The organism is Chryseobacterium sp. CS3K3.1, assembly GCF_059515165.1.
Genome location: NZ_JCAKRV010000025.1, coordinates 44889 through 70556, shown reverse-complemented (window position 1 = coordinate 70556; position 25668 = coordinate 44889). Strand labels below are relative to the sequence as shown.

The following is a 25668-nucleotide window of genomic DNA, read 5'->3' as shown; positions in this document are numbered from 1 at the left end:
ATCTATCAATAAACCATGCCACGCCCCCTTCACAACTACTAACATTTGAATTTCATTTTTGCTAACTAACCTTTTCAACATTAAAAAATGATAAAAGGGGGCGTTTTTTAAACATAATAATCCCTGCCTTGACTCGTCTTACTCAACTATTCACTTGACAACTACAAACTAAAAATTCCATAATAAGACAGCCAAGGCAGGATTTTTGCATTCGCAAAGGGTACCACAACAAAGACCAAATAAAATAGTATTGTTATCTTTGTTAGAAACCTCATCGCATTTGAAACTGAAAATCAACACCACAAAACTCTTAAGGCGTATTGTAATAACCTTTATTTCAATATTGGTTCTTCTTACCCTGTTGATACTAAGCTTAAGGCTTCCAGCCGTTCAAAATTTCATCAAAGACAAACTCATTGTTTACCTTGAGAAAAAAATCAAAACTCCCGTAAGCCTGGAAAGAGTCTATATAGGATTCCCGAACAGCCTTGTCATGGAGAACCTTTATCTCAAAGGACAGGACGTAGATACTCTTCTGGCAGTGAAGAAACTGGATGTAGGTTTACATATGCTGAAGCTTCTTAATTCTACGGCAGATATTACTTCTGTTGAAATGGAAGGAGCACGTGCCAATGTAGTGAGGAAACCGGATGGCAAATTCAATTTTGATTATATCATTGATGCTTTTGCTTCCAGTGATAAAGAAGAAAGCCCATCCAAACCCTTTATTATTTCCCTTGATAAAATCAATTTAAAAGATGTTGGGGTAACATTTAACGACCAGCAATCGAAGAATGATATTCAGCTCTATTTTAAGTCATTCGATACCAGAGTTAAAACTTTTGATCTCAGCAAAAATAAGTATGCTGTTAATGATATCAATCTCGACGGATTAAAATTAAAGTTAAAGCAGGGACTTGTAGAAGAAGTTGCCAACAAGGTGGAGAAAAAAGTAGATTCTCTTAATGAAAAAAAGCCTATGAATATTGGCTTAAGAGGAATCAAGCTTACTCATTTCGACATTGATTACGGCGATGAAAACACCAAAACATTTGCAAAAGTTATATTCAAAGAACTTAGCACTAAGGTCAACAAACTGGATCTTGAAAACAACGCTTTCAACGTAGCGAATGTTTTTCTTTCGGGAGCAGACATTAATGCCAATCTTTATCTTCCCGCTCAGAATGCCAATCCTAAAACAACCAAAGAACCTGAAGTTTCCAAAGCCTCTGATCAGGATAAAGCTATGAAACTCCTCTTAGGAAAACTTGTTTTGAACGATGTAAAGGTCAATTATAACAATACCGCTATCGCTCCTACTAAACAGGGAATGGACTTCAACCACCTTAATTTTTCAAAGATGAACGTGGAGGTGAGAAGCTTCAAAATGGAGAACAACACCTTTGCAGGAACAGTAAACTCAGCAGAAATCAAAGAAGGCAGAGGGCTGGATATTCAAAAGTTCAATACCGATTTTGTGTATGCTGAAAAGGAGGCTTATCTTAAAGATCTTTATCTGCAGACTCCAAAAACAATACTGCGTGATGAGGTTGTTTTAAACTATAATTCTATCGACCAGCTTAGCTCAAACTTAGGTGCTGTAAAGATTTCGGCCAATATCAAAGATTCAAAAATAGGGTTTTCCGACATTCTGAATCTGGTTCCGACATTGAGAAATACGGTTCCGTTCAATAAATATCCGAATGCTATCCTAAACGTAAATGCGAATGTAAAAGGAAGCGTGAATGATCTTTTAATTCAGGATCTCAAAGTTTCAGGGCTGGATCAGCTAAGGGTAATGGCTTCCGGAAGGATCAAAAATGCGATGAATCCGGATCAGTTGTATTATGACCTGAGAATAGGGGAATTTTCATCCAATGCTAAGACGATATTCAATCTTGTCCCTAAAAATACAATCCCTTCGAATATTTCGCTTCCTTCCCATTTCAGCATCAAAGGAAATGCAAAAGGAACAACGAAAGCGATAAATACAGATCTCAACCTCTACTCTACTTTGGGAAACGCTGCCATCATCGCACAGGTAGACATGCGAAGAAAAAATCATGAATTGTATGATGTGAAAGCCAATCTTCAGGGTATACAGGTTGGGAAAATCATTCAGAATAAAGATATTGGTCCTATCACTGCACAAATTGCAGCCAAAGGGGAAAGTTTTGATTTTAAAAATGCCAATGCAGATTTAAAAGGTCACGTTGCTTCCGCAGTCTACAAAGGATATCGTTACCAAAACATGAACCTTACCGGAAAGATCAATAAAGGAGCTTATCATGTTATTTTAGATTCAAAAGACCCGAATGCCAGTTTGCAGCTGACCGCTTCCGGGGTTTATGACGAAAAAAATCCTACGGTAAAAGTGAACGGAGAAGTCATCAAACTGGATGTCAACAAACTTGGCTTCTATGAAAAACCAATGATTATTGCCGGAAAAATTGATGGAGATTTCACCAGCTTAGATCCCAATAATTTAAATGGATATCTCAACCTTAAAGATTTCGCGTTCTCGGATACCAAAGAGGTTTATCCTGTACAGGAAGTCAATCTGAAGGCTTCTTCCACAACAGATTCTACTCAGATTATTTTCAATTCCCAGATCGCAGATGTGGAACTGAAAGGTAAATATAAATTGACTCAGATTTTTGGTGCTTTAACGAAAACTGTGAATCAGTATTACCAGTTCCAGAAGCCGGATAACAAACAGAAAATTGATCCAGGACAACATTTTACTTTTACGGCTAAAATCAAAAATGATGATCTGATCAGAAAGTTTGCGCCGGATCTGAAAGATTTTGAAACCATCAATCTTGTTGGAAATTATGATGCAGATTCTCAGAAAATTGAAATTGACGGCCAAATACCAAGATTATTATATGGTGAAAATACCATTGAAAAAGGTGCTTTAAAAGTCACCAATGAAAATCAGGCATTGCAGTACAGTCTGAATGTAGCGGCTTTAAAAAGCTCAAGCTTTTCTTTAAATAAAATCAGTATTGATGGGGATGTTGCGGACAATACCATCCGATACAATGTTACCACAAAAGATGAGAAAGACGCCACTCAGTTCCTGATTGCAGGAAATGCAAAATCGTTGAATGATATTACCGAAATATCTCTGAACCCGAACGGGTTGAAACTGAATTATACGGACTGGAATGTTGCTGAAAACAATAAAATTCAGATCAGCAATAAAGGAATTCTGGCGGATAACTTCATCTTGTCTAATGGCAGCAGTGAAATTGCTGTACAGTCTGAAAGCAGCAGCCCAAGCAGCCCTTTGAATATTTCGTTGAAAGATTTTAAAATTGAAACCATTACGGAACTTATTAAAAAAGATACGGTTCTGGCAAGAGGAACGATCAATGGTACGGCGCAGCTTCGTGATGTGACTAAAAATATGACATTCACTTCCGACCTGAATATTTCAGACTTAATTGTCTATGGAAGTCCTGTCGGAAACCTTGCTGTAAAAGTGAATAATGCCTCACCGAAGGTTTTAAATGCTGATATTGCCCTTTCGGGAAATAACAATGACGTAAAAATCCTTGGGGATTATAATACCTCTTCCAGTACTTTTGATCTGAATATGGCGATCAACCAGCTTCAGATGAAGAGTATTCAGGGATTCTCTATGAATGCTATTACCAATACAGAAGGTTATCTATCAGGAAACTTAAAGATCAGCGGAACTACAGATAAACCGAATATTTTAGGAAAAGTGAAATTCAATGATGCCGGATTGGAAATTGCCAAAACGGGAAGTGATTTCAGACACCTTAGTGATGAAATAGATTTTACCAGCCGCGGAATTGAGTTTGATCAGTTCAAAATCAAAGACAAGGACGGAAATGCTCTTGTGGTGGACGGGCAGGTTCTTACCCAAACCTACAGAGATTTTGCCTTTAATCTGGATGTGAATGCAAAAGACTTCAAAGTTGTCAATTCAGAGAAATCAAATGATGCGATGATGTATGGTATTCTGGCCATTGATGCCGGACTTCATATTCGTGGAAACCTTGATCTTCCAAAAGTAGACGGAAGACTGAGCGTGGCAGACAACACTGATTTCACGTTTGTTCTTCCTCAATCCAGCCCTACTTTACAGGAGAGAGATGGTATTGTAGAATTTGTGGATCAGGATCAGGTGGTTTTAAACAAAACAATCAAAGCAGATTCTCTTAATGCGCAGAGCCGCATCAAAGGAATGGATGTAAGTGTTAATATTGAAGTCAGCAAAGAGGCAAAACTGTCGCTGATCATTGATAAAGCCAATGGTGATTTTGTACAGCTTCAGGGTGAAGCTGAATTAACCGGAGGAATAGATCCGTCAGGAAAAACTACGCTGGTAGGAGTATATGAAGTGGAAAAAGGAAGTTATGATCTTTCGGTGAGTTTCCTGAAACGTAAATTTGACATTCAGAAAGGCAGTACCATTACCTGGACAGGTGAACCTACTATGGCTCAAATGGATATTACTGCCGTATATAAAACAGAAGCACCACCTATTGACCTTGTGGAGCAGCAGATCAGTGGAGAGAGTGCCTCAACCATGAATCAGTTTAAGCAGAGGGTTCCTTTCAATGCTTTATTGAAAATGAAAGGAGAATTATTGAAACCTCAGCTTACTTTCGATATTACTACAGATGAGAAAAATAATTCTGTATCTACGAATGTAAAAGATGTTGTAGATCAGAAACTTGCCCAGATAAGAACTCAGGAGTCTGAGCTGAACAAACAGGTATTTGCCTTATTGCTTCTGAACCGTTTTATAGGAGAAAATCCGTTTGAAAGCGGTGCCGGAATGTCTGCAGAAACCATGGCAAGACAGAGTGTGAGTAAAATCCTTTCCCAGCAGCTGAATAATCTTGCAGCAGGCCTGATTAAAGGAGTAGATCTTAATTTTGGACTTGATTCTTCAGAAGATTATTCCACCGGAGAGAAAAATACCCGCACCGACCTGAATGTAGATATCAGTAAAAAATTATTGAATGACCGACTAAAAGTAACGGTAGGAAGTAACTTCGGACTGGAAGGCCAGGCACGCCAGAATGAAAACATGACCAATATTGCGGGGAATGTATCCGTAGATTACAGCCTTTCCAAAGATGGAAGGTATATGCTTCGTGCTTATCGTAAGGATGAATATCAGGTAGCTCTTCAGGGACAGATCATAGAAACCGGCGTCGGATTTATTATTACATTGGATTATGACAAGTTCCGGGAGATTTTCCAGAAATCTAAAGAGAAAAAGCAGAAAAAAAATCAAAATAACCAAGTGGTAGAATTTAAATAATGAATAATAAGTTCCATATATATTGTAAGTATCTGTTGGTTTCCGGGATGGCATCCACGGTAATCTCGTGCGGCAACACCAGGTTTTTGAAAGAGGGCCAGATGCTCTATACGGGAGCCAAAGTAAAGATTGAAAATGATACGATTTCCAAAAAAGAAAAAAAAGATCTTGAGTCTGCACTGGAAGCGAATCTCACTCCAAAGCCTAATTCCACATTTTTAGGACTACGTCCCAAGCTGTATTTTTATAATATTGCCAAGGAGCCTAAAAAAGACAAAGGCTTTAATTACTGGCTTAAATATAAAGTGGGTGAAAAACCAGTATTATTGGGAGATGTAGATCGTGAGTTCAATAAAGATATCATTGAAAATTATTCTGAAAACAAAGGATATTTCAATGCCAGAGCTACTTATGACACTGTTTCAAAGAACAAAAAAGCTCAGGTTATTTATACAGTAAGGCCTGGTTCAAGATACCTGATAGACGGTGTAAAATTCCAGAAAGATTCTACACTGGTCAATCATGAAATTCAAAACCTTACGGAGAAAACTCTTCTTAAAAACGGAAGACCATTTGACCTGGATGTCATCAAAGCAGAAAGAGAAAGAATTGACAACAGGCTAAAGGAACGAGGTTTTTATTATTTCCATCCTGATAATATTATCGTGCAGGCGGACAGTACGGTGAGTAAAAATCATAAAGTTGAACTTAACGTAAAACTAAAAGATAACACTCCTGATTTGGCAACGCAGCAGTTCAGTATTGATAATGTTATCGTATTTCCCAATTACAATATTCAGGATGTAAAAGATGGTAAATACAGTATCCCGATGGATAAAGATTCTCTTTCCAAATATCGTTTTGATGACATTTACGTCATTGATCCGCAGCATAAATTTAAACCGAAAATTTTTGACAGAGCTTTATATTTCAAAAAAGGAGATCTTTACAACCGTTCGAACCACAATTTAACTCTTAACCGATTGATCAGTCTGGGAGTATTCAAATTTGTAAAGAACGAGTTTATTGTATCTGATTCTTTAAGCCATAAATTTGATGCCTATTATTTGTTGACTCCAAGACAGGTACAATCGCTTCGTTTGGAAGCATTGGGAAGGACCAATTCCGCCAACTATGCGGGTAGTGAGCTGAACCTGAACTGGACCCACAGAAATTTCTTCAGAGGTGCAGAACAATTTAAAGCTGCCATCTATGGAGCTTTTGATTTCCAGATGGGAGGGGCTCAAAATGCCAATAATATTTTCCGTGCAGGAACAAACGTACAGCTTTCAATCCCACGAATTGTAGCACCATTTCGTTTTCATTCTTCCAGTGAATTTGTTCCCAGAACGAATATCACATTGGGATATGAATTCCAGAACAGAACACAATATTATACCCTAAATAATTTCACCGGATCATTCGGATATGTGTGGAAAGAAAACGCAAGAAAAGAACATGATCTGAAAGTGATTGATATTACTTTGGTGTCCCCGGCAAAGGTTACCGCAGAATATGATTCAATATCAAAGAAGAATCCAGCAATGGCAAGAGTTGTGGCAAAGCAGCTTATTTTCGGCCCTACCTATTCTTATACCTATACCAATACCATGCTTCCAAAGACCAACACCGTTTATTATAAAGGTACGCTTGATCTTGCTGGAAATATTACGGGATTGCTTACCGGAGCTGATGTAAAAAAAGATAAGGAAAAGAAAATATTTGGTATTCCTTTCAGCCAATATGTAAAGATTGAAAACGATTTCAGATTCTATCATAAGTTCAGTGAAAAGTCTTCACTGGCTACGAGATTTATTGGAGGAATTGCCTATCCATACGGAAACTCAGAGTATATTCCTTTCTCTAAACAGTTTTTCTCAGGAGGAAGTAACAGTATCAGGGCATTCCGTGCAAGAACATTAGGACCGGGAAGTTTTGACCCGAGAACTATAGATCCTGGGACTTACTTTGACCAGTCCGGAGATATCAAACTGGAATTAAATGCAGAGTACAGAGTCAATCTTTATAAATTTTTAAATGCTGCCGTGTTTGTAGATGCCGGAAATATCTGGCTTCTTCATGATGATGAAAACAGACCCGGGGCTAAGTTTTCAAAAGATTTTTTAAATGAAATTGCGGTGGGAGCCGGAGTAGGTCTGAGACTGGATTTTTCTATCCTGATTTTAAGACTGGATCTTGCGATGCCACTGAGAGTTCCTTACTATCAGAAAGGGGACAGATGGGCCTTCGATAAAATTAATTTCGGAGACTCAAGCTGGAGAAAAGACAATCTTGTTTTAAATATTGCCATCGGATATCCTTTTTAATATGATCAAAACCGCTAAATTTTTCTGGGAAGTTTTAAAAGATACATTCACTGAATGGAACAATTCTACTGCATCAAAAGATTCAGCAAGTCTTGCGTATTATGCCATCTTTTCTATTCCGGGATTATTGATTATTATTATCTGGGTACTTGGAAATTTCTTTGGGGAAGAAGCCATTCGCGGACAGATCAGCACACAGATCAGTGGTATTATGGGACCGGACGTGGCAAAAAGTATCGAAGGTATGCTCGCCGGTGCTCTTATTGACAAAAAGAATATTTTTATGAAGGCAGTTGGAGTTGGATCATTGGTTTTCGGTTCTACTACACTCTTCTTTCAGCTGCAACATTCATTAAATACACTTTGGGAAGTAGAAGCTGCTCCCAAAAAGGCATTAGTCAAATTTTTACTGGACAGAGCGAATTCTTTGGGAATGATTCTTATTCTGGGATTTCTTCTGATGATTACCATGATTTTATCTTCTCTGATCAGCCTTTTTAATACGATTATCACCCAATATTTTGGTTTTGAAACGTATATGTTGGTAGAGGTCGTCAATTTCGCCGTCGGTTTTGGCCTTGTGATGCTGTTATTTGCTTTGATGTTTAAAGTACTGCCCGATGTTTTAGTCAGCTGGAAACCGGTATGGAAAGGAGCATTCCTGACTACGGTTTTATTTACCCTCGGAAAATTTTTATTAAGTCTTTATTTTAATCAGGTAAAACCTACTTCAGCCTTTGGTGCTGCTGGAACAGTCATTCTGATTATGATGTGGATCAATTATTCCTGTATGCTGATATTCTTCGGCGCAGAATTTACTAAAGTATATACTTACAAAAAGGGATATAAAGTAGTTCTTTCCAAACATGCACGATGGACTCCTGCTAAGTTGTATGCGGATAGTCTGAAACAGATGCAGGGTGAAAGTAGCGATAAAACGTAGGTTCGGGTTACAGGGTTCGGGTTGCGAGATTTTGAGATCCGGGATATTTCTGATACGAGATTATTGATATATAAAAAAGAAGAAAGCCTCCTGAAAAATTTCAGGAGGCTTTCTATTTTTACATTCTGTTTACGGTTCCGATTCCCAAGAGTTCCAACGATTTTTTAATTGTCTTTGCTGTGAGATCTGAAATATTCAAACGGAATTGTTTTACATTTTCATCTTCCTGATTCAGAATCGGATTATTCTGATAGAAAGAGTTGTATGCTTTCACAAGATCGTATACATAGTTTGCCACCAAAGCCGGGCTTAAAGTTTCCGCTGATTTAGCGACTACAGTTTTAAAGTTGGCCAACTGCATGATCAATTCTTTTTCAGACTGATTTAATTCAATATCCGCTGTTTCTGTCTGCAAAGTACCTGCTTTAGACAATAATGACTGAATTCGCGCATAGGTATATTGAATAAACGGCCCTGTATTTCCATTGAAATCAATACTTTCTGCAGGGTTGAAAAGCATCTTTTTCTTTGGATCTACTTTCAGCATAAAATATTTTAAAGCTCCCAATCCTACTGTTTCATAAGATGCTTCTTTATCTTCTTCAGAAAGGTTCTCCAGTTTTCCTAATTCCTGAGCTTTGGATTTTGCTGTTTCATACATTTCCTGCATCAGATCATCCGCATCTACTACAGTTCCTTCACGGGATTTCATTTTACCTTCAGGAAGCTCTACCATCCCGTAAGAAAGGTGGAATAACTGATCTGCCCATTCATATCCTAATTTTTTCAGGATTTTAAATAAAACCTGGAAGTGATAATCCTGTTCGTTTCCTACAGTATAGATCAGTTTCTGGATATTATTTTGCTTAAAACGCTCCACTGCCGTTCCAAGATCCTGAGTCATATAGACTGAAGTACCGTCTGAACGAAGTAACAGCTTCTGATCAAGACCTTCATCGGTAAGGTCACACCAAACAGAACCGTCTTCTTTCTGATACAAAACGCCTTTATCCAATCCTGCCTGAATAAGATCTTTTCCTAAAATATAGGTATTGCTTTCATACTGAACCTGGTCAAAGCCAACGCCTAATCTCTTATACGTTTCATTGAATCCTTTATAAACCCATGAATTCATTTCCGCCCAAAGCGCTCTCACTGTTTCATCTCCATTTTCCCAATCCAACAGCATTTTCTGAGCTTCCTTCATTACCGGAGCATCTTTTTTAGCCTGCTCTTCTCCTACCCCTTGTTCTACAAGCTCTGCAATTTCTTTTTTATAATTTTTGTCAAATTCTACATAATAGTTTCCAACAAATTTGTCTCCTTTGGTATTGGTTGTTTCAGGAGTTGCTCCGTTCCCGAATTTCTCCCATGCCAGCATAGATTTACAGATGTGAATCCCTCTGTCATTGATGATCTGAGTTTTGATTACATCATATCCGGCCTCTTTTAAAATCTGAGCGACTGAGAATCCTAATAAATTATTTCTGATATGCCCTAAATGCAATGGTTTGTTGGTATTTGGTGAAGAATATTCTACCATTACCGTGGCATTTTTCTTTTCTATAGTGGAAAAATTCTTGCTTACCGATCTGAAGTTATCCACAAACAGCTGGTTTTTCACTTTAACATTCAGGAAACCTTTTACTACATTAAAGCTTTCGAAAAGTTCCGTCTGTTCTGTTAACGCTTCACCTAATTCAACCCCGATACTTTCAGGATTTTTCTTCAATTGTTTTACCAACGGAAAAGTGACAATGGTGAAATCACCTTCAAATTCTGTTTTATTTTCCTGAACTTCCAGTTTCATGTCTTTTAACTGATATACATTTAAAATAACCTCCGAAAGTTTTTCTTCTATAATATCTTTAATATTCATGTGTTCATACTTATTTTTTCATAGGCCACATGTAATTAGCCCGTATTTCATTTCAAAATTTTGAAGTACAAATATACGGAAAGAGTTCGGTAACAATTACCGAACTCTTTTATTAATTCATAAACGTTATTCCTTTAGCTTTTAAGCTATAGAGTTATTAATAACATTTGTCCGGATTGTAAATTCTACAAGGTCCATTTTCTGTATACTGACAAGTTCCTTCCGGACAACTCTGTCCTGGCTGGGGAACCCATCCACCTGCAATTTTTTTTAATTCTGATTTCGATAATTTTTTTAGATTTTTCATAATAATATTTTTTAATTTAGTTTGTAAAGGCTGTAAAAGTCTCATTAGACTAAGATAATAAATTAATATGAAATAAAAAATCAATTTAAAAATAATCTCACATATCTATCCAACCGATATCATTGACCTTACGTTATAATTACAAATAAAAAAACCGCCCGAAGGCGGTTTCTTAAGTATTTTTATTCTTTTATATAAACTAATACAGCATCATCATTACCTGTGATTCCATCTACATTTTTAGAACCGTCAGCAATTTTAAGCTCAGTAGCTGAAAAATCTTCCACTGTTTTTTGTGAGGTTTTACTCACTCCCGCTTCCGTATAAGTAAGTGTTAATTTACCATACATCTTATCGTAGGCCCATTTCCCTGAATAGGACTCAGGCTTTATACACTCTTCTGATCCAACACCAGCTTCATATCTTTCATACACTCCCGAAAAGTCGGTATTAATAAGTATCTGTCCCTTTTTTTCACAAGTGGATACAGGATAGCTTTTCCCTTTAAACTCATATCGGGATGGCTTCCATGTACCATTAATACCTACTTCTTCTGTTATAGAATTACTTCTGTCATCACCACTGCTGCATGAAATAATTCCCATTATGGCAATAAGCCCGATCAAAAACTTCATATTGTATTGTATATTTTTTTTAAACAAGATATTCCTGTATTGCTACAGGAATACCATTTATTATTAACTTCAAAGGACAATTACACTAATTTACGTCCCAGAAAATTTTTGTTGATACTTTATCTCCTCCAATTTTTGCAGCAGCTTTCTCAACATTAGTTTTGTTAAGCAAATATTCCTGATCAGAATACTTCATTCTTACCGGAACAGATTCTACTGCAGAATCTTCTGGATTTTCAAACACAGGGTAGTTTAATCTTCTCGCAAAATTCCATGCCTGGAATCCTTTATTAAACATTGCAACCCAAGCCTGGAAACCAATTGATTTTCTCCAGTTTGAAGCATCGTAAGGATTGGTGGCAATAAATGTAGCTGCAACTGTAGGAGAAATTCCATATTCTGTCATGGAGGCTGTGATTGCTTGTCCATAAAGGCCTGCTGCTGTTCCTCCTACACTAAATCCGCGTGCTGCTGCTTCAGCTCTTAAGAATGAAATTTCTGAGTAATCTAATAAAAACCCTTGAGCATTCTCTGCAATAAGCATATATCCATCTTCTCCTGCATCATTAGGTTTTGAAGAAGTCATATGGGAGTATGCACCAAATGAGTTACCAGATCCATAAACACCTCCTACATAACTTCCTCCTACTTTAGTAAACCATTTTCCTCTTCTAGGATCTGAAGTAGAATTCATATAGTTTACTAACATTTCTGATGGAATAAAGTCATTTCTACCAGATTGCACTACCTCTTGATAAACAGGATTAGCAAATAATCCCGAAGGGAAAGCAGTTAATCCAAAGTTATCCTCTTTACCCTCAAATAATCCCGCAGCATAAGCAGCTTCTGCATGGGTTTTAGCTAATGTCGGATCAACGTCTGCTAATGTTACTGCTAATCTGAATTTTAAGGAATTACCCATTTTTTTCCAATTTGTCATATTTCCCTTATAGAACAAATCGTCTGTATAACCACTTTCACTAGTATTGATCATGGCTGTAGCAGCATCTATTCTTTTGATCAAATCTATGTAAATTGTTTTTGCATCGTCATAAGGAATTTCTGAAGCCCCTGGATTTCCAGGAACAGCTTTTAAAGCTCCAAAATAAGGAACATCTCCATAGGTATCAACCAGATTTGCCCACGCGTATACGCTAATAAGTTCAATTATTGCTTCATTATTGGCTTTCTTTGCAGCACTCATTCCTTCATTTTGAAGAAATTGTTTTGCATCTCTAAGGGCAGAAAGAACCCCTGGCGAATGAACAACAGCAGAACTAGTAGCCATTAATCTGTTATAATGATTTCGTGGTATAGGTCGTGTAACCATGTCATAGTTGGATTCATCAATATAGGTTGTTTGTGCCCACTGCTGAGTAAATAACCTTGCTATATTATTATTAACGTTTGGTGTTAATAATTGTGATATTAATTCCTGCTCTGCACTTGCCACCAATAATCCTGAAGGAACAATTGACGGGTGTTTTGGGTCTTCATTCAAAGATGTGATATCACGTTCACAAGAAGTGGTGGCCACAGTTAAAGAAATTAGACTTAATATTAAAATTATCTTTTTCATGTTTTTGTTAGAATTTTAATGTTACATTGATACCGATGTCACGTGTTGTAGGAAGCACTCCAATAGAGTTTCCTTTTGAAGCCAACCCGTTTCCAGTTCCTGCTTCAGGATCTGCATAAGGTAAATTTTTGTGGATGATCCAAAGGTTTCTTCCAACTAAAGAAATTTTAGCTTCCTGTATAGAAGTATTAGCAAGAATTGATTTTGGAAGACTGTAACCAATACTAGCTTCTCGCAACTTCACGTAAGAAGCATCATACACGAATCTGCTATTCGGCATTCTTCTATATCCATCTACGTTACCAAAAGTATCAGGTGAACTTGTAGGAGTTGTATTTACCTGTCCGTTAGGATTTACACCAGGATGAACAACACCTGCAGTTCTGTAGTCACCTACAGCTGTTTCTTCATATAATCCGGTAGCAAGACCATAATACATATCTGTAGAGAATACATCTCCACCATGCTTGATATCAATTAGGAAACTAACAGAAATTCCTTTATAAGTAAAGCTGTTTCTGATACCTCCAATCCAATCCGGAGTAATATTACCAATTACCTGATTTGGATTTCTTAAATATCTACCGTTAGCTGGATCTATTACGCGTTCTCCATTAGCATTATAGACATAATCTGAACCAACCAAGGCTCCAAATGCCTGCCCTACTCTCGCGTTTAGAGAAACTCCTCCCTGATATTGTGCTAACAAATAGTTTTGAGAATCACCATAAAGGGATACCACTTCATTTTCGTTTTTAGACCAGTTGACATCAATATCCCAGCTAAAGTTAGAATTTTTAATTGGCGTACCATTTAACTGAACTTCAATACCTTTATTATTAATCTGCCCTGCATTTACAAGGAAGGTTCTATACCCAGTAGCTGAAGAAACCGGAAGATTGATGATTTGATCAAGAGTACGCGTTTTATAAACAGCAATATCAAAACCTAATCTATTTTTTAAGAATTGAGCTTCCATACCGAATTCTACTTCTTTTGATCTCTGTGGCTTAAGATCTGGATTTGCTAAGAAATACGACTGATTAACCAATCCTGTGCTTCCAAATCCTCCTCTTACTCTATAAGTATTATTTAATTGATAATTCACAGTGGATGAACCTACTTCTGCATAATTAGCTCTTACTTTCCAGAAACTTAACCAGTTTTGCTTCCATAATTCTGAAAGAATTAAAGACCCTGTTGCTGAATAGTAATCATAAGTATTATTAGCTTTTGGAAGATTTGAACTTCTGTCTACTCTATACGTTCCGTCTACAAATAATAAATTTTTATATCCGAAAGAAGCCGTTGCATATAAACTCGATGTAAGCCATTTTGCATAGTTTTCATCTGGCGGAATGATTGGACTTGCAGAGTTAGAAATTGCAAATAACCCCGGCGTTGCAAGACCACCTTCTGTACTTACATACACAGCATCACTTAGGTTCCTCCTTACGTTTCCTCCTACGATACCGCTAACATTTAAGTCTTCTATAATATCGAATTTATAATTAGCGAATAAATCAAAATTGGTTTCAGAAGTTCTTACATCCTGACGGGAATATCCTGAAGTCACATTATTTCCTGAAGCTCCAAATGCCTGTGGTAATGAGCCATTAGCCAACCTCTCTTCAATCAGCATTTGCATGTTGTCGTAAGATAATTTCCCAGTAATTCCAAAGTTCTTTGAGATATCATACTTCAACTGTGCATAACTGAATGTTCTTGTTCTGGAGTCAGTTTGATAGTTATTATATCTCTGGAAATATGGGTTATTCCAATAAGCAGGTGTTCCATCTGCTCCAGAAGTTCTGTTCCATGTATTGTTACTGTTATTTGTTCTGGCATAAGCGTCTCTTAACTCATAAATGTCAACGTTTGTCTGCCACCATTGCCTGAACCCAGTTACAATATTATCGGAATATCCTGTTTCATTTCTACCTTTCGTATCCTGAATTGTTAAAGTTGAAAATACTGTAGCATGAAGTTTATCTGTAAAGTCATAGCTGAACTTTGCCGTTAAGTTATTTTTTCTCAAATCTGAATTTGGTAATAAACCATTGGAAAGCATATTTGAATATGACAAAGATATGTTTGATGATTTATTTCCTTTCTCTAATGAAATTGAGTTAACATAAGTTACCGGAGTCTCAAAGAATTTAATTGGGCCATTTTTAGCGGCAACCCAAGGTGTTGCCTTCCCATAATAAGGAGAGGTCGGATCGTAGGAATACCATTGACGAACTAACAAATTAGGATTAAACTCGGCTCCATAAGAAGCATCTTCGGTAAATGGCACCTGAAGTTCTCCAGTATTAGGATCATGGTTGAAATATTCATTACCATTGTCTCCGTATAATGGGCCATAACCGGCTCCATATCTTGATTGATATTTAGGGAAAGTAGATTTATCAATAAAACCTACATTGATGTTTGAGTTCAATGTTACTCCCCAACTTCCGTCTTGTTTTCCACGACCACTTTTGGTAACAATCAAAATTACACCATCACTTCCTCTTTCGCCGTATAAAGCAGAAGCAGCAGCTCCTTTCAAAACATTTATACTTTCAATATCATTCTGATTGATATCAGACAAGAAGTTTCCGTAATCAAAAACACTTCCCTTAACACTTCCGTTATTCACAGGAGATCCATCAAGTACGATAAGCGGAGATCCTCCTGACAAAGATTTATATCCTCTGATCAATAAGTTTGATGATCCACCAAAGTTGTTGTTTGTGTTAACCTGAAGACCGGCTACTTTACCTGAAAGTAGTCCTGCGACGTTCCCCGTATTTGTTGTTCCACCTGTTAGTGCTTCCGCTTTTACTTCTTCAGAAGCATACCCCAGAGATTTTTTCTCTCTCTTAATTCCGAGTGCGGTTACAACCACGCCCTCGATCTCTTTTGTTTTAATAGTATCATTCTTTTGCTGGGCATTTGCAACAGCTATAGAAGAAGATAATACTAAAACAAGAAGACTTGCTGTTAGTTTCTTCATATCAAATTAATTTTGTACCCTACAAATTTGTAAAACTTTCTTAATACCACAAAGCAAAAATTAAAAAAAATACACATATTTCAAAATTCAAAAACAAAAACAACAAATAACGCACTAAAATTAGTTAAAAACTAAATATTTAACAAAAACAAGTTGTTTAATCATTATATTTTTTTAAGAAATAATAACAATCATTTAAATTGATATTATCTATATTAACAAGAATCAAATAGAAATAAAACAACCTGAATATCAATAATTTGAAAAAAAATAAATAAGAAAACAGCGTATATCCCACCAATCATACTATGCTTAGCATATTTATATACAGGAAGAGAAATTAGATCTAAAAAATAAAAAAACCGCCCGAAGGCGGTAAAATATATTAAAATTGTTTTTATAAGAATTAGTTCTGATTCCAGAATGGAGTTGTTTGGTTCTTAGTAAAACATTGAGCGTTTGAAATCTGAGGAACGTTCGCTGAGTTAGCAACATATTCAGATGAAGGATACATTAATCTGTACGGCTTATTAGGCTTCGCTGAAGTTGTTGCCATAGGAGTAATCGGGAAACCAGTTCTGTTATAATCAATGAAAGATTCTGTAGGGTTAATTCCAGCAGTAGCTAACCATTTCTGAGTCATGATTGCTTCAATCTTATTATCATTAGTACCAGTCCATCCTAAACCTACCTTAGCTTGGATTGCAGCAATATAGGTAGCAGAAGAGCCTGCTGTGGCATATAAGTAATCAAAAGATGCTTTGATACCATTTTCGAACTTAGCCTGACCATTAGCGAAGATAGATGGATATCTAACAGCTGCTTCAGCCTGAAGAAACTCACTTTCTGAACGGGTCATTAAAACCCCTGATTTAGCAGAACCTACTGAAGTCAGTTGAGCAGTAGTACTAGGACTACCTTGACCAAATATCCAACCATTTCCAAATCTTGAAACCGTTGTAAGATCTGTCGGAGCTCCTGGTTGACCAGGTGTAGCACCTTGCCTAACACCTTTTACAACAGGAAGACCATTATAAGTAACTAAAGAGAACATTCTTGCTCTTCTTCCATCAATGATACCATTAAACTTCTGATAAACATTATCTGTCATATTATAAGGATTACCATTAAGGCAAGTAGCAATATGCTCAGATGCCGTAAATAATGTATTATTCTGCAACTGAGAGTTTGAACTGTTTCTTACATAGTATCCATAAAATGGATTCTGTTGATCATCATTAGCAGCACTGTATCCAGGGTTTACTAAAACATCTGCTTCTACGAATTTTGCTCCTGATAAAGTCTGAAGTTGCTGATCTCTAAAAGCAGCCATTGATCCTGTTACTTTAGACATTCTTATCAACATTCTTAACTTCACAGTATTCGCAAGACGCTTCCAGCTATCCATTGTTCCCTGAAAAACAATATCAGTGGCACCTAGTTCAAGTGCAGCGGCATTTCCATTATCTATAAGAGTGATAGCATCATTCAGACCAAGAATTAATGATTTGTAGATTTCTTCATCATTGTCATATTTTGGAGTTGCATTAGCCTGACCCATAAATGCTTGAGAATATGGAGCATCGCCATATAAATCTACGATAGTTTGCATGTAAAAAGCTTTCATCACTTTTGCAGCAGCTACATAGTTATCATATTTGTGAGTAGAGTTATCATATTTCTCAATAGCAACGAAGTTACTTACGTTTCTGTATAATCCATCCCAAATCTGTGGATAAAAAGAACTATCTACATTCAAAGTATATTCATTCCCAAACGGAGCTCCAAAAGAATAAGAGTTACCTGCATAGGAATTCATCATAAGACCACCAAATCTATTCATCCATGTAGCTTGTGTTCTATAAGTCTGAGCAACAGCACCAGGGAACAATAAAGTTGGCGTAATAGCTTCTGCATGGATACTATTTGGATTTTCATTAATATCCAGATAATGATCACATGAAGTCAACGTCATAGAGGCAACAATTAAACCTAGTATTGTATATTTAAATTTTTTCATTTTCAAGTAATAATTAATTAAAGTTTAGAAAGATGCTTTAAGATTCACCCCAAAGCTTCTAGTTGATGGATACTGTGTTGTATAAGCAAAACCAGCAGCATTTCCTGTTGTACTTGCAGTTTCGGGATCCGCGTAGTTTCTATTGTTATCCGCATACTTAAAGAATGGGTTCCTTGAGTAAACACCTACTGTCAATGAATTCAAGAATGTAGAACTTAAGACTGATTTTGGTATATCATAGCTTAATGCAATTTCTCTAATCTTTAACGCGGTAGCATCAACTACTAAGTTTTCTCCAACAGCTCTATACGCACTACTTGAGAAGTAGTTGGTAACGTTAGTATAAGTTCCTGCTCCACCTACTGGTGTATTGTTAGGAGTGTATATCGGATTTGCTGCAGTACCCGTGTTTTGTACTGAGTTAGGAACAACATATCCTTGAGTTCTATCAAATTCAGCTGATTCTTCTAACCCTCCTGTAAAGGCAAGTAGGTTTTTCGTAAACGAAACAAATTTACCTCCTTTTCTAAAGTCTCCCATTGCAGATAATGTGAATCCTTTATACTTAATATTAGTTGAGAACCCAAGAATATAATCAGGAGTAGCTCTTCCTAAAACCTGAAGATTACTTGTTGTTAAAGGATTTCCTTTAGAGTCAACAATAATTCTTCCTTGATCGTCTCTCTGGAATGCACTTCCTTTGATAACAGGAAAATCAGATCCTTTCACAGCGAAAATACCTACTGCTGCTGAACTACTGCTTAATAAAGATACTTCATCAGCACCATCAGCCAATTCCAATACTTTAGATCTGTAAGTAGAATATGACACTTTCATATCCCAGGTAAAATCACTTGTTTTGATTGGCGTTAACCCTAAATCAAGCTCAAGCCCTCTTAATCTCATTTTACCCACATTATCAAGAATACTTGTTAATCCAGATGCACTTGATGCAGTTCTTGCAGTAATTAAGTCATCAGTTGTAGATTGATAAACAGAAGCATCTAATCTGATTCTGTCTTTTAGGAATCCTAGAGATAATCCAAAATCTAAAGTATTAACAAATTCAGGTTTAATATTTACTGATGTAGGTGTTTGATTATTAATATATGAACTTAAACCATTAAATGGAAAACCTGTTGGGAACACTCCGATTTCATCTGTTCTGTAAGGATCTACTGCAGTTGTATTACCTACTCTTGTAAATGAACCTGTAATTTTTGCGTAGTTAAGAATATCTCCTTTTAAGCTCTGAAATGCTTTAGTTGGTACAAAAGACAAACCTACTGAATAATAAGGATAAACAGGATTTGTTCTTTTCCCAGAGCTATATGGTCTTGTTGACAATACAGAAGACTGCTCAATTCTAAATGTAGAGTTTAAGAATAAATAATCATTATAGTTTAAATCCAAGTTAGCAAATCCAGCAATAATTCTACTGTTTGTCTGATAGTTATCTAAATTAGCACTTGAATAAGGATCTGGATTAAGTACATTTTTGATATGATACCATCCTGCAATATCTAAATTATTACCTCCTACAGATGTTACATTAAATGTTCTGTCCTGAATGTTATTCCCGATGTTAAACTTTAATCCGATTTTATCTGTTAGCTCGTAATTAAAGTTCACCATTAAGTCACCATAGTAATTTCTCTCCTTAGATGTACTTTCATAGAACCAAGACGTTATATCACCATTTCCTAAATCACCGAAAGTAATTCCATCAATAGATGTTCCAGGAAGATTATATGTTTTAGTAAAAATTGCACCATCATTATGTCTCGTATAAGTCATACCTCTAGTTGTAACGTTTCCGTTATACGTAATATTGATATTCTTATTCAATTCATAATCTAAACCAAGAATGGCACTAAAGTAATCACTATGTCTGTCATATCTTTCATGATCGATAGTCCAGTATGGATTTACAGCATATCCAGTGTAGTAGCCTTCAATTCCACTATTTCTATAAAGCTTAATGTTATTATTAGTAGGAGTTTGAAGAATATCATCATATAAAGATGAGTTGGTAGTGGATACTATTCTATTAATATAGTTGATATTACCATCAATTTTCAGTTTTCCAATTTTTTTACCAGCTTTAAATATAAAACTATTTTGTCTCAGTTTATCACCCTCAACTACGAAATTATTTTCTGTTCTATTCGCAGAGAATGACACATAAGAATCAGCTCCACCAGCAGTTGCTGTAATTCCATTTTGAGTTAATACTCCTGTTGAAAAGAATTTACTCATGAAATTTTTAACCGGAGCATATTTTTCATAAATAAATGATCCATCAGCCTGCGGAAGACCTGAAGGCATCATAGTCCCTCCGATAGCGGGATTATCATAAGCAGCTCCCCAAGACATGTTTTCCCATGGCACATAGTTTGTACCACCATAACTTACATCACTCCATCCTTCATCCTGAACTCCTTTACCGTATTTTTGCTGAACCTTTGGAAGCATGAAAACATTAGAAATATCAATAGATGAATTGAATGTCATCTGAAGTTTTTCAGATTTCGTACCTCTTTTTGTTGTTACGATAATTACCCCGTTAACCCCTTGTTGCCCATAAAGAGCCGCTCCCTGTAAACCTTTAATTACGTTAATATTTTCAATTGCTTCAGGTGGTATCTGCTGTAAAATATCAGCAGATGAAATTACGTTATCAATTACAATTAATGCTTGGTTATTACCTGTAATAGACTTAGCACCTCTTAAGACAACTCTATAGCTAGGATCTACACCATTATTTGTCAAATTGATTTGTAAACCTGAAACCTTACCTGTCAGCGCCTGTACAGCAGTTGGTGCAGACGCCTGATTCAATTCTTTTGTCGTTACGACTTGCTGTGTATTTGTTATCGCATCCGCCTTCCTTTTAATACCTAAGGCTCCGGTAACAACTATCTCCTCAATATTTTTGGTTTTTAGAGTATCCTTGGTGTTTTGGGCTGATACCATCATAAATGATGACGATAGTACAACCGCGAAAACACTCGCAGTTAATTTCTTCATATCAAATTCAATTATTTTTACAGATTACAAATATGTGAAAGTTTCACAAAACAACCAAAAAAAATGTTAACGTTTTATAATTTTTTAAAACCCCTATCTTAAAAACATAGCAAAACTAGTAAGTTATTAAAAAAATCGACATTATTTAATCAATATAAAAAAAACAACTAATTAGCAAACTCAATACAAATACTTAAAAACAATATTACTATACTTGTTATACTACAAAAACAATAATAATCACATAAAATATTTTCCTGCAAAATTTTATATTTTTGCAGTATAGATACAATTCATGGAGCTAATAAAAAACTGGTCAAACCTTTACATTGAGGCGGGATGTGATGAAGTAGGAAGAGGATGTTTAAGTGGTCCGGTGGTAGCGGCAGCAGTAATTTTGGATGATGATTTTAAACAAAATCTGGTTAATGATTCAAAGAAATTAACGTTCAAAACCCGTATGGAACTGGATAGTTATATTAAAGATAATGTGAAAAACTACGCCATTGCAGAGCTTCCACCGTCCTTCATTGACGAACATAATATTCTCAATGCAAGTATCCATGCAATGCATCGTGCGCTGGACAAACTAACGATAACTCCTGAGCTTATTCTGGTGGACGGGAATAAATTTCATCCTTATAACTACATCCCTCATCAATGTATTATCAAGGGAGATTCTAAAGTATTATCGATTGCTGCAGCGTCTATTCTTGCCAAAAATTATAGAGACAAGTTAATGATTCAGCTTCATGAAGAACATCCTGAATATGGGTGGGATACCAATTTTGGCTATGCTACTAAAAAACATCAGGATGCACTTATTAAACATGGACCGACCCGATATCACAGACAGTCTTTCAGACTTAAATACGATTAAAAGTTACTGATTTTCAATTATTAAATTTTCATCCACTGATTGGAAATTTAAAATTATTCTAAATAAATTACACATAAAAAAAGAGAAGCAATTGAACAATTGCTTCTCTTTTTTAACGTATTATTAAGAATTTATTTCTTTTTATTTCTTTGTTGTTCCTGAGCTTTTTGCTGCTCCTGAGCCTTCTCCATCATTTCTCTCATTCTCTTCTGGAACTTGCCTTCCGCTTTCGGTTTTTCCTTATTAGACTGAATCTGGGCATGGATTTTCTTTTCATCCAGGATCAAATACTTAATAACAAGGATGATCAGGATGTTAATCGCATTCGATACAAAATAATACCATGAAAGACCTGAAGCCGAAGTATTAAGGAAGAACAGGAATGTAATCGGGAAGATATACATTAACACCTTCATATTTGGCATTCCTTCCTGCTGAGGCTGCTGCATATTTCCTGAAGTCATAACAGTATAGATTAAAATAACAACTGTACAGGCTAAAGCGAAAATACTTAAATGGTCTCCAAGGAAAGGAACTTTAAACGGAAGCTTGATCAAATCATCATACGCTGTCAAATCTTTGGCAAACCAGAACCCTTGGCCTCTAAGATCAATAAAGTTCGGGAAGAAACGGAACAAAGCATAGAAGATAGGAATCTGAACTAATGCCGGTAAACATCCCGCCATCTGATTCACTCCAGCTTTTCTGTACACTTCCATCGTTGCCTGCTGCTTCTTCATCGGATCTGCATCCTTGAACTTCGCGTTCACCTCATCAATTTCAGGACGGATCACCTTCATCATAGCACTTAGTTTGTGCTGCTTATACATAATTGGCGACAGGATCAGCTTTACGATGATCGTCATTACAAAAATCACCCAACCTGCTGATAATCCCCACGCAGCGATAATACTGTATAACCACATGAAGAAATAACGGTTCATTGCCCCGATGAATGACCAGCCTAACGGAAGGATTTCATCAAAATTCTTATCGTAAGATTTAAGCAATGGCAAATCCAATGGCATAAAATACCATGTGAAATCCTGGTTCAGCTCGCTTCCTGTCATTTGAACGAAACCTTCGTAATTGAATTTCTTCAGATACTCTCCTTCTTCAACATTCTCCTGATTACCTTTACTTTGTGTAAATCCGTTTTTAGCTTCAATGACTGAAGAGAAAAACTGCTGTTTTACACCAATCCAGTTAAGAGTTTCTTTTTCCTCTTCCATTGTGGTTCTTCCATCATAATCATAGTCTTTATAATTATTGAAGGCATAAGAAAATTCTGAGTGAGACTGCTCCTGAGCTCTACCTTTTTCAAGGTTTCTTACATTATAATCCCAGATAAAATCTGCTTTGTTATCAGAAGTAATTTTAGAAAGTCCTTGAGTTCTTACTTTAAAATCAAGGGTATATTTTGGTAATAGTGTGTAAATGAATTGAATGACAGCACCATTGTAATCTGCAGTTAAGGTTACAGCATTTCCATTAACAGCTGGTGAGAAAACTAAATCTTTAGTATTAACGATTTTCCCTGTTTTATCTTTAAACTGAAAACCGTAGTTTGAGTTATTCTTAGTAATAAGATAAAGCGGCTGATCTGCATTATCTGTTTTGTGGTTGTAGGCTTTATATTTTAAAAGTTCTACTTTGGAAACCTGTCCTCCTAAGCTTGAAAATTCAAGTTTCAATTGATTATTCCCAAGACTTGCTGTCTGAATGGCGTTAGGAGTTACATTTGGATTGATATTGCTTGCCTGAGTTTGCTTTACGGCATTTTTTGCCTGTTCCGTTTTCTGCTCCTGAGCTTTCAACTCCGCTTCTTTCGTTTGTTTGTTCTGGAAATAGAACATAAAACCGAAGAGAACAAGGCATAAAACCGCGAAACTAATCATTTGCTTCTTATCGATTCCGTTGTTTTGTTGCATTTTATTTTATATTAAAATTTTAAATTTAAAATGTACATACTGGTGTACGTAATTTGAGCTGACAAAAATACTGTTTTTTTATCAAAACTCTATGCTTTACGTTGTTACTATATAATAAACTCAAGCTGAGAATAATCAGCCTGAGTTTATGGGTAGACGTTTATGATAAAATTTTACCTTATTTCTTTTCGCAAGCTTTGATGAAAGCTCTGAATAGCGGATGCGGTGTTGCTACCGTACTCTTATATTCCGGGTGATACTGAACTCCTACATAGAAAGGGTGATCAGGAAGTTCCAGGGCTTCTACCAAACCGGTTTCAGGGTTGGTACCTGTAGCAAGGAAACCATTCTTTTCAAATTCCTGAAGATAATCACTGTTGAATTCATAACGGTGACGGTGTCTTTCAGAGATATTTTTGTTTCCGTAGATATCGTATAATTTAGAACCGTTTTTCAATGAGCACTTCCATGCTCCAAGACGCATTGTTCCTCCTTTATCTACAACATTTTTCTGTTCTTCCATCAAAGAAATTACAGGATCAGGAGTAGCGGTATCAAATTCCATAGAGTTTGCTTTGGTATGTCCTAAAACATTTCTTGCAAATTCAATCGTCATAATCTGCATTCCTAAACAGATTCCCAACATTGGAATTTTATTTTCTCTTGCATATTTTGCGGTAAGAACTTTTCCTTCAATTCCTCTGTCTCCAAAACCTGGAGCTACAAGGATACCATTCACACCTTTCAGTGTATCTTTGATATTTTCTTCCGTAATATCTCCACTGTATACCCATCTTACTTTTACTTCAGTTTCAAGGTCAGCACCTGCATGTTTGAATGCTTCAGCAATAGAGATATAAGAATCCTGAAGGGAAACATATTTTCCAACCAATGCAATTTCAACAGTTTTCTTAGGGTTCTGGAATTTTTTAAGGAAACTCTTCCAGTCTTTAAGATCAGCATCTTTATCACTTTTCAGATCCAGCTCTTTCAGAACTACATCATCGAAATTCTGCTTCTGAAGATACATTGGAACTTCATAGATGGTTTCAAGATCTTTACATTCGATAACGTTATCTAAAGGAACATTACAGAACTGAGCTAATTTTGCTCTCTGATCTTTAGGAATCTTATGTTCTGTTCTGCACACCAAAACATCTGCCATAATTCCGCTTTCCATCAACTGACGAACGGAGTGCTGGGATGGTTTTGTTTTCAATTCTCCACTTGAAGCCAGATAAGGCAATAAAGTAAGGTGAATCACCATAGAATTGCTCTCTCCCAATTCCCATTTCAACTGGCGAACAGTTTCAATGTAGGGTAAAGATTCAATATCCCCTACAGTTCCTCCAATCTCAGTAATGATGATATCGTAGTTCTGTTTTGAAAGAATTTTAATTCTACGTTTGATTTCGTTAGTAATATGAGGAATCACCTGAACTGTTTTTCCAAGGAAGTCTCCTTTTCTTTCTTTTTCAATTACAGTCTGGTAGATTTTTCCTGTAGTAACGTTGTTGTTTTGGGATGTAGGAGCATCAAGATAACGCTCGTAGTGGCCTAAATCCAGATCCGTCTCTGCACCATCTTCAGTCACATAACACTCTCCGTGCTCATAAGGATTCAAAGTTCCTGGGTCGATATTGATATAAGGATCTAATTTTTGGATCGTTACATTAAAGCCGCGTGATTTTAGTAGAAGTCCCAGAGAAGCAGAAACGATTCCCTTTCCCAAAGATGAAGTTACACCTCCTGTCACAAAGATGTACTTTGTATTCTTTTTACTCATTAGATTAGGTTTGTGCAAAGTTAGGGGAAAAAGAAATACAAA

Annotated in this window: 13 protein-coding genes; 4 read left to right on the top strand and 9 right to left on the bottom strand. The window is 36.3% G+C overall.

Translation table 11 applies throughout. The annotated features are described in order from the left end of the window. The first annotated feature begins 280 nt into the window (after positions 1-280). Genes AC5YGI_RS19820 through AC5YGI_RS19810 form a run of 3 tightly spaced genes read left to right on the top strand, consistent with a single transcriptional unit; the run spans position 281 to position 8578 of the window. The gene (locus AC5YGI_RS19820) at positions 281-5308 is read left to right on the top strand and encodes a translocation/assembly module TamB domain-containing protein (protein ID WP_330747687.1); all 5028 of its coding nucleotides are present in this window, start codon (positions 281-283) and stop codon (positions 5306-5308) included. Next, entirely contained in the window at positions 5308-7635 is a 2328-nt protein-coding gene (gene tamL / locus AC5YGI_RS19815) for a translocation and assembly module lipoprotein TamL (protein WP_496169379.1), read from the top strand. The genes AC5YGI_RS19820 and tamL overlap by 1 nt, the downstream gene beginning before the upstream one ends. Position 7636: 1 nt before the next feature. Beyond that, the gene (locus tag AC5YGI_RS19810; RefSeq protein WP_114819348.1) at positions 7637-8578 is read left to right on the top strand and encodes a YihY/virulence factor BrkB family protein; all 942 of its coding nucleotides are present in this window, start codon (positions 7637-7639) and stop codon (positions 8576-8578) included. Positions 8579-8696: 118 nt separating this feature from the next. Here AC5YGI_RS19810 and argS read toward each other — a convergent pair whose 3' ends face one another. From argS to AC5YGI_RS19775, 7 genes are all read right to left on the bottom strand, one after another. Further along, positions 8697-10457 (bottom strand): arginine--tRNA ligase, encoded by a 1761-nt coding sequence (gene argS / locus AC5YGI_RS19805; protein ID WP_496169376.1) that lies wholly within the window; start codon positions 10455-10457, stop codon positions 8697-8699. 157 nt (positions 10458-10614) lie between these two features. Continuing rightward, a complete protein-coding gene (locus AC5YGI_RS19800) occupies positions 10615-10764 on the bottom strand; it encodes a bacteriocin-like protein (protein ID WP_330743303.1) in 150 nt (49 codons plus the stop codon). Positions 10765-10946: 182 nt separating this feature from the next. After that, on the bottom strand, positions 10947-11399 hold the full coding sequence (locus AC5YGI_RS19795) for a lipocalin-like domain-containing protein (RefSeq protein WP_330743306.1): 453 nt from the start codon (positions 11397-11399) through the stop codon (positions 10947-10949). Between the two features lie 85 nt (positions 11400-11484). Next, the gene (locus AC5YGI_RS19790; RefSeq protein ID WP_496169373.1) at positions 11485-12936 is read right to left on the bottom strand and encodes a SusD/RagB family nutrient-binding outer membrane lipoprotein; all 1452 of its coding nucleotides are present in this window, start codon (positions 12934-12936) and stop codon (positions 11485-11487) included. Between the two features lie 49 nt (positions 12937-12985). Then, positions 12986-15979, bottom strand: a complete 2994-nt coding sequence (locus AC5YGI_RS19785) for a SusC/RagA family TonB-linked outer membrane protein (RefSeq protein WP_330743310.1) — start codon at positions 15977-15979, stop codon at positions 12986-12988. Positions 15980-16385: 406 nt separating this feature from the next. After that, complete coding sequence (locus tag AC5YGI_RS19780) at positions 16386-17999, bottom strand: SusD/RagB family nutrient-binding outer membrane lipoprotein (protein WP_496169370.1); 1614 nt, start codon at positions 17997-17999, stop codon at positions 16386-16388. Positions 18000-18023: 24 nt separating this feature from the next. Continuing rightward, complete coding sequence (locus AC5YGI_RS19775; protein WP_496169368.1) at positions 18024-21029, bottom strand: SusC/RagA family TonB-linked outer membrane protein; 3006 nt, start codon at positions 21027-21029, stop codon at positions 18024-18026. Between the two features lie 295 nt (positions 21030-21324). Here AC5YGI_RS19775 and rnhB point away from each other — a divergent pair, with 295 nt between their 5' ends. After that, the gene (gene rnhB, locus AC5YGI_RS19770; RefSeq protein WP_227943271.1) at positions 21325-21909 is read left to right on the top strand and encodes a ribonuclease HII; all 585 of its coding nucleotides are present in this window, start codon (positions 21325-21327) and stop codon (positions 21907-21909) included. Between the two features lie 131 nt (positions 21910-22040). On the opposite strand, the gene yidC is transcribed toward rnhB, so the two are convergent. Together yidC and pyrG are read right to left on the bottom strand one after the other, a co-directional pair. Continuing rightward, on the bottom strand, positions 22041-23840 hold the full coding sequence (yidC, locus tag AC5YGI_RS19765; protein ID WP_496169366.1) for a membrane protein insertase YidC: 1800 nt from the start codon (positions 23838-23840) through the stop codon (positions 22041-22043). Between the two features lie 178 nt (positions 23841-24018). Then, a complete protein-coding gene (gene pyrG / locus AC5YGI_RS19760) occupies positions 24019-25626 on the bottom strand; it encodes a CTP synthase (protein ID WP_110008139.1) in 1608 nt (535 codons plus the stop codon). Between the last annotated feature and the right edge of the window lie 42 nt (positions 25627-25668).

Excerpts from the sequence above, each read along its gene's own strand:
- argS (WP_496169376.1), bottom strand. The coding sequence starts at position 10,457 with ATGAATATTAAAGATATTATAGAAGAAAAACTTTCGGAGGTTATTTTA.
- AC5YGI_RS19800 (WP_330743303.1), bottom strand. The coding sequence starts at position 10,764 with ATGAAAAATCTAAAAAAATTATCGAAATCAGAATTAAAAAAAATTGCA.
- AC5YGI_RS19785 (WP_330743310.1), bottom strand. The coding sequence starts at position 15,979 with ATGAAGAAACTAACAGCAAGTCTTCTTGTTTTAGTATTATCTTCTTCT.
- yidC (WP_496169366.1), bottom strand. The coding sequence starts at position 23,840 with ATGCAACAAAACAACGGAATCGATAAGAAGCAAATGATTAGTTTCGCG.
- AC5YGI_RS19780 (WP_496169370.1), bottom strand. The coding sequence starts at position 17,999 with ATGAAAAAATTTAAATATACAATACTAGGTTTAATTGTTGCCTCTATG.
- tamL (WP_496169379.1), top strand. The coding sequence starts at position 5,308 with ATGAATAATAAGTTCCATATATATTGTAAGTATCTGTTGGTTTCCGGG.
- pyrG (WP_110008139.1), bottom strand. The coding sequence starts at position 25,626 with ATGAGTAAAAAGAATACAAAGTACATCTTTGTGACAGGAGGTGTAACT.
- AC5YGI_RS19795 (WP_330743306.1), bottom strand. The coding sequence starts at position 11,399 with ATGAAGTTTTTGATCGGGCTTATTGCCATAATGGGAATTATTTCATGC.
- AC5YGI_RS19775 (WP_496169368.1), bottom strand. The coding sequence starts at position 21,029 with ATGAAGAAATTAACTGCGAGTGTTTTCGCGGTTGTACTATCGTCATCA.
- rnhB (WP_227943271.1), top strand. The coding sequence starts at position 21,325 with ATGGAGCTAATAAAAAACTGGTCAAACCTTTACATTGAGGCGGGATGT.
- AC5YGI_RS19810 (WP_114819348.1), top strand. The coding sequence starts at position 7,637 with ATGATCAAAACCGCTAAATTTTTCTGGGAAGTTTTAAAAGATACATTC.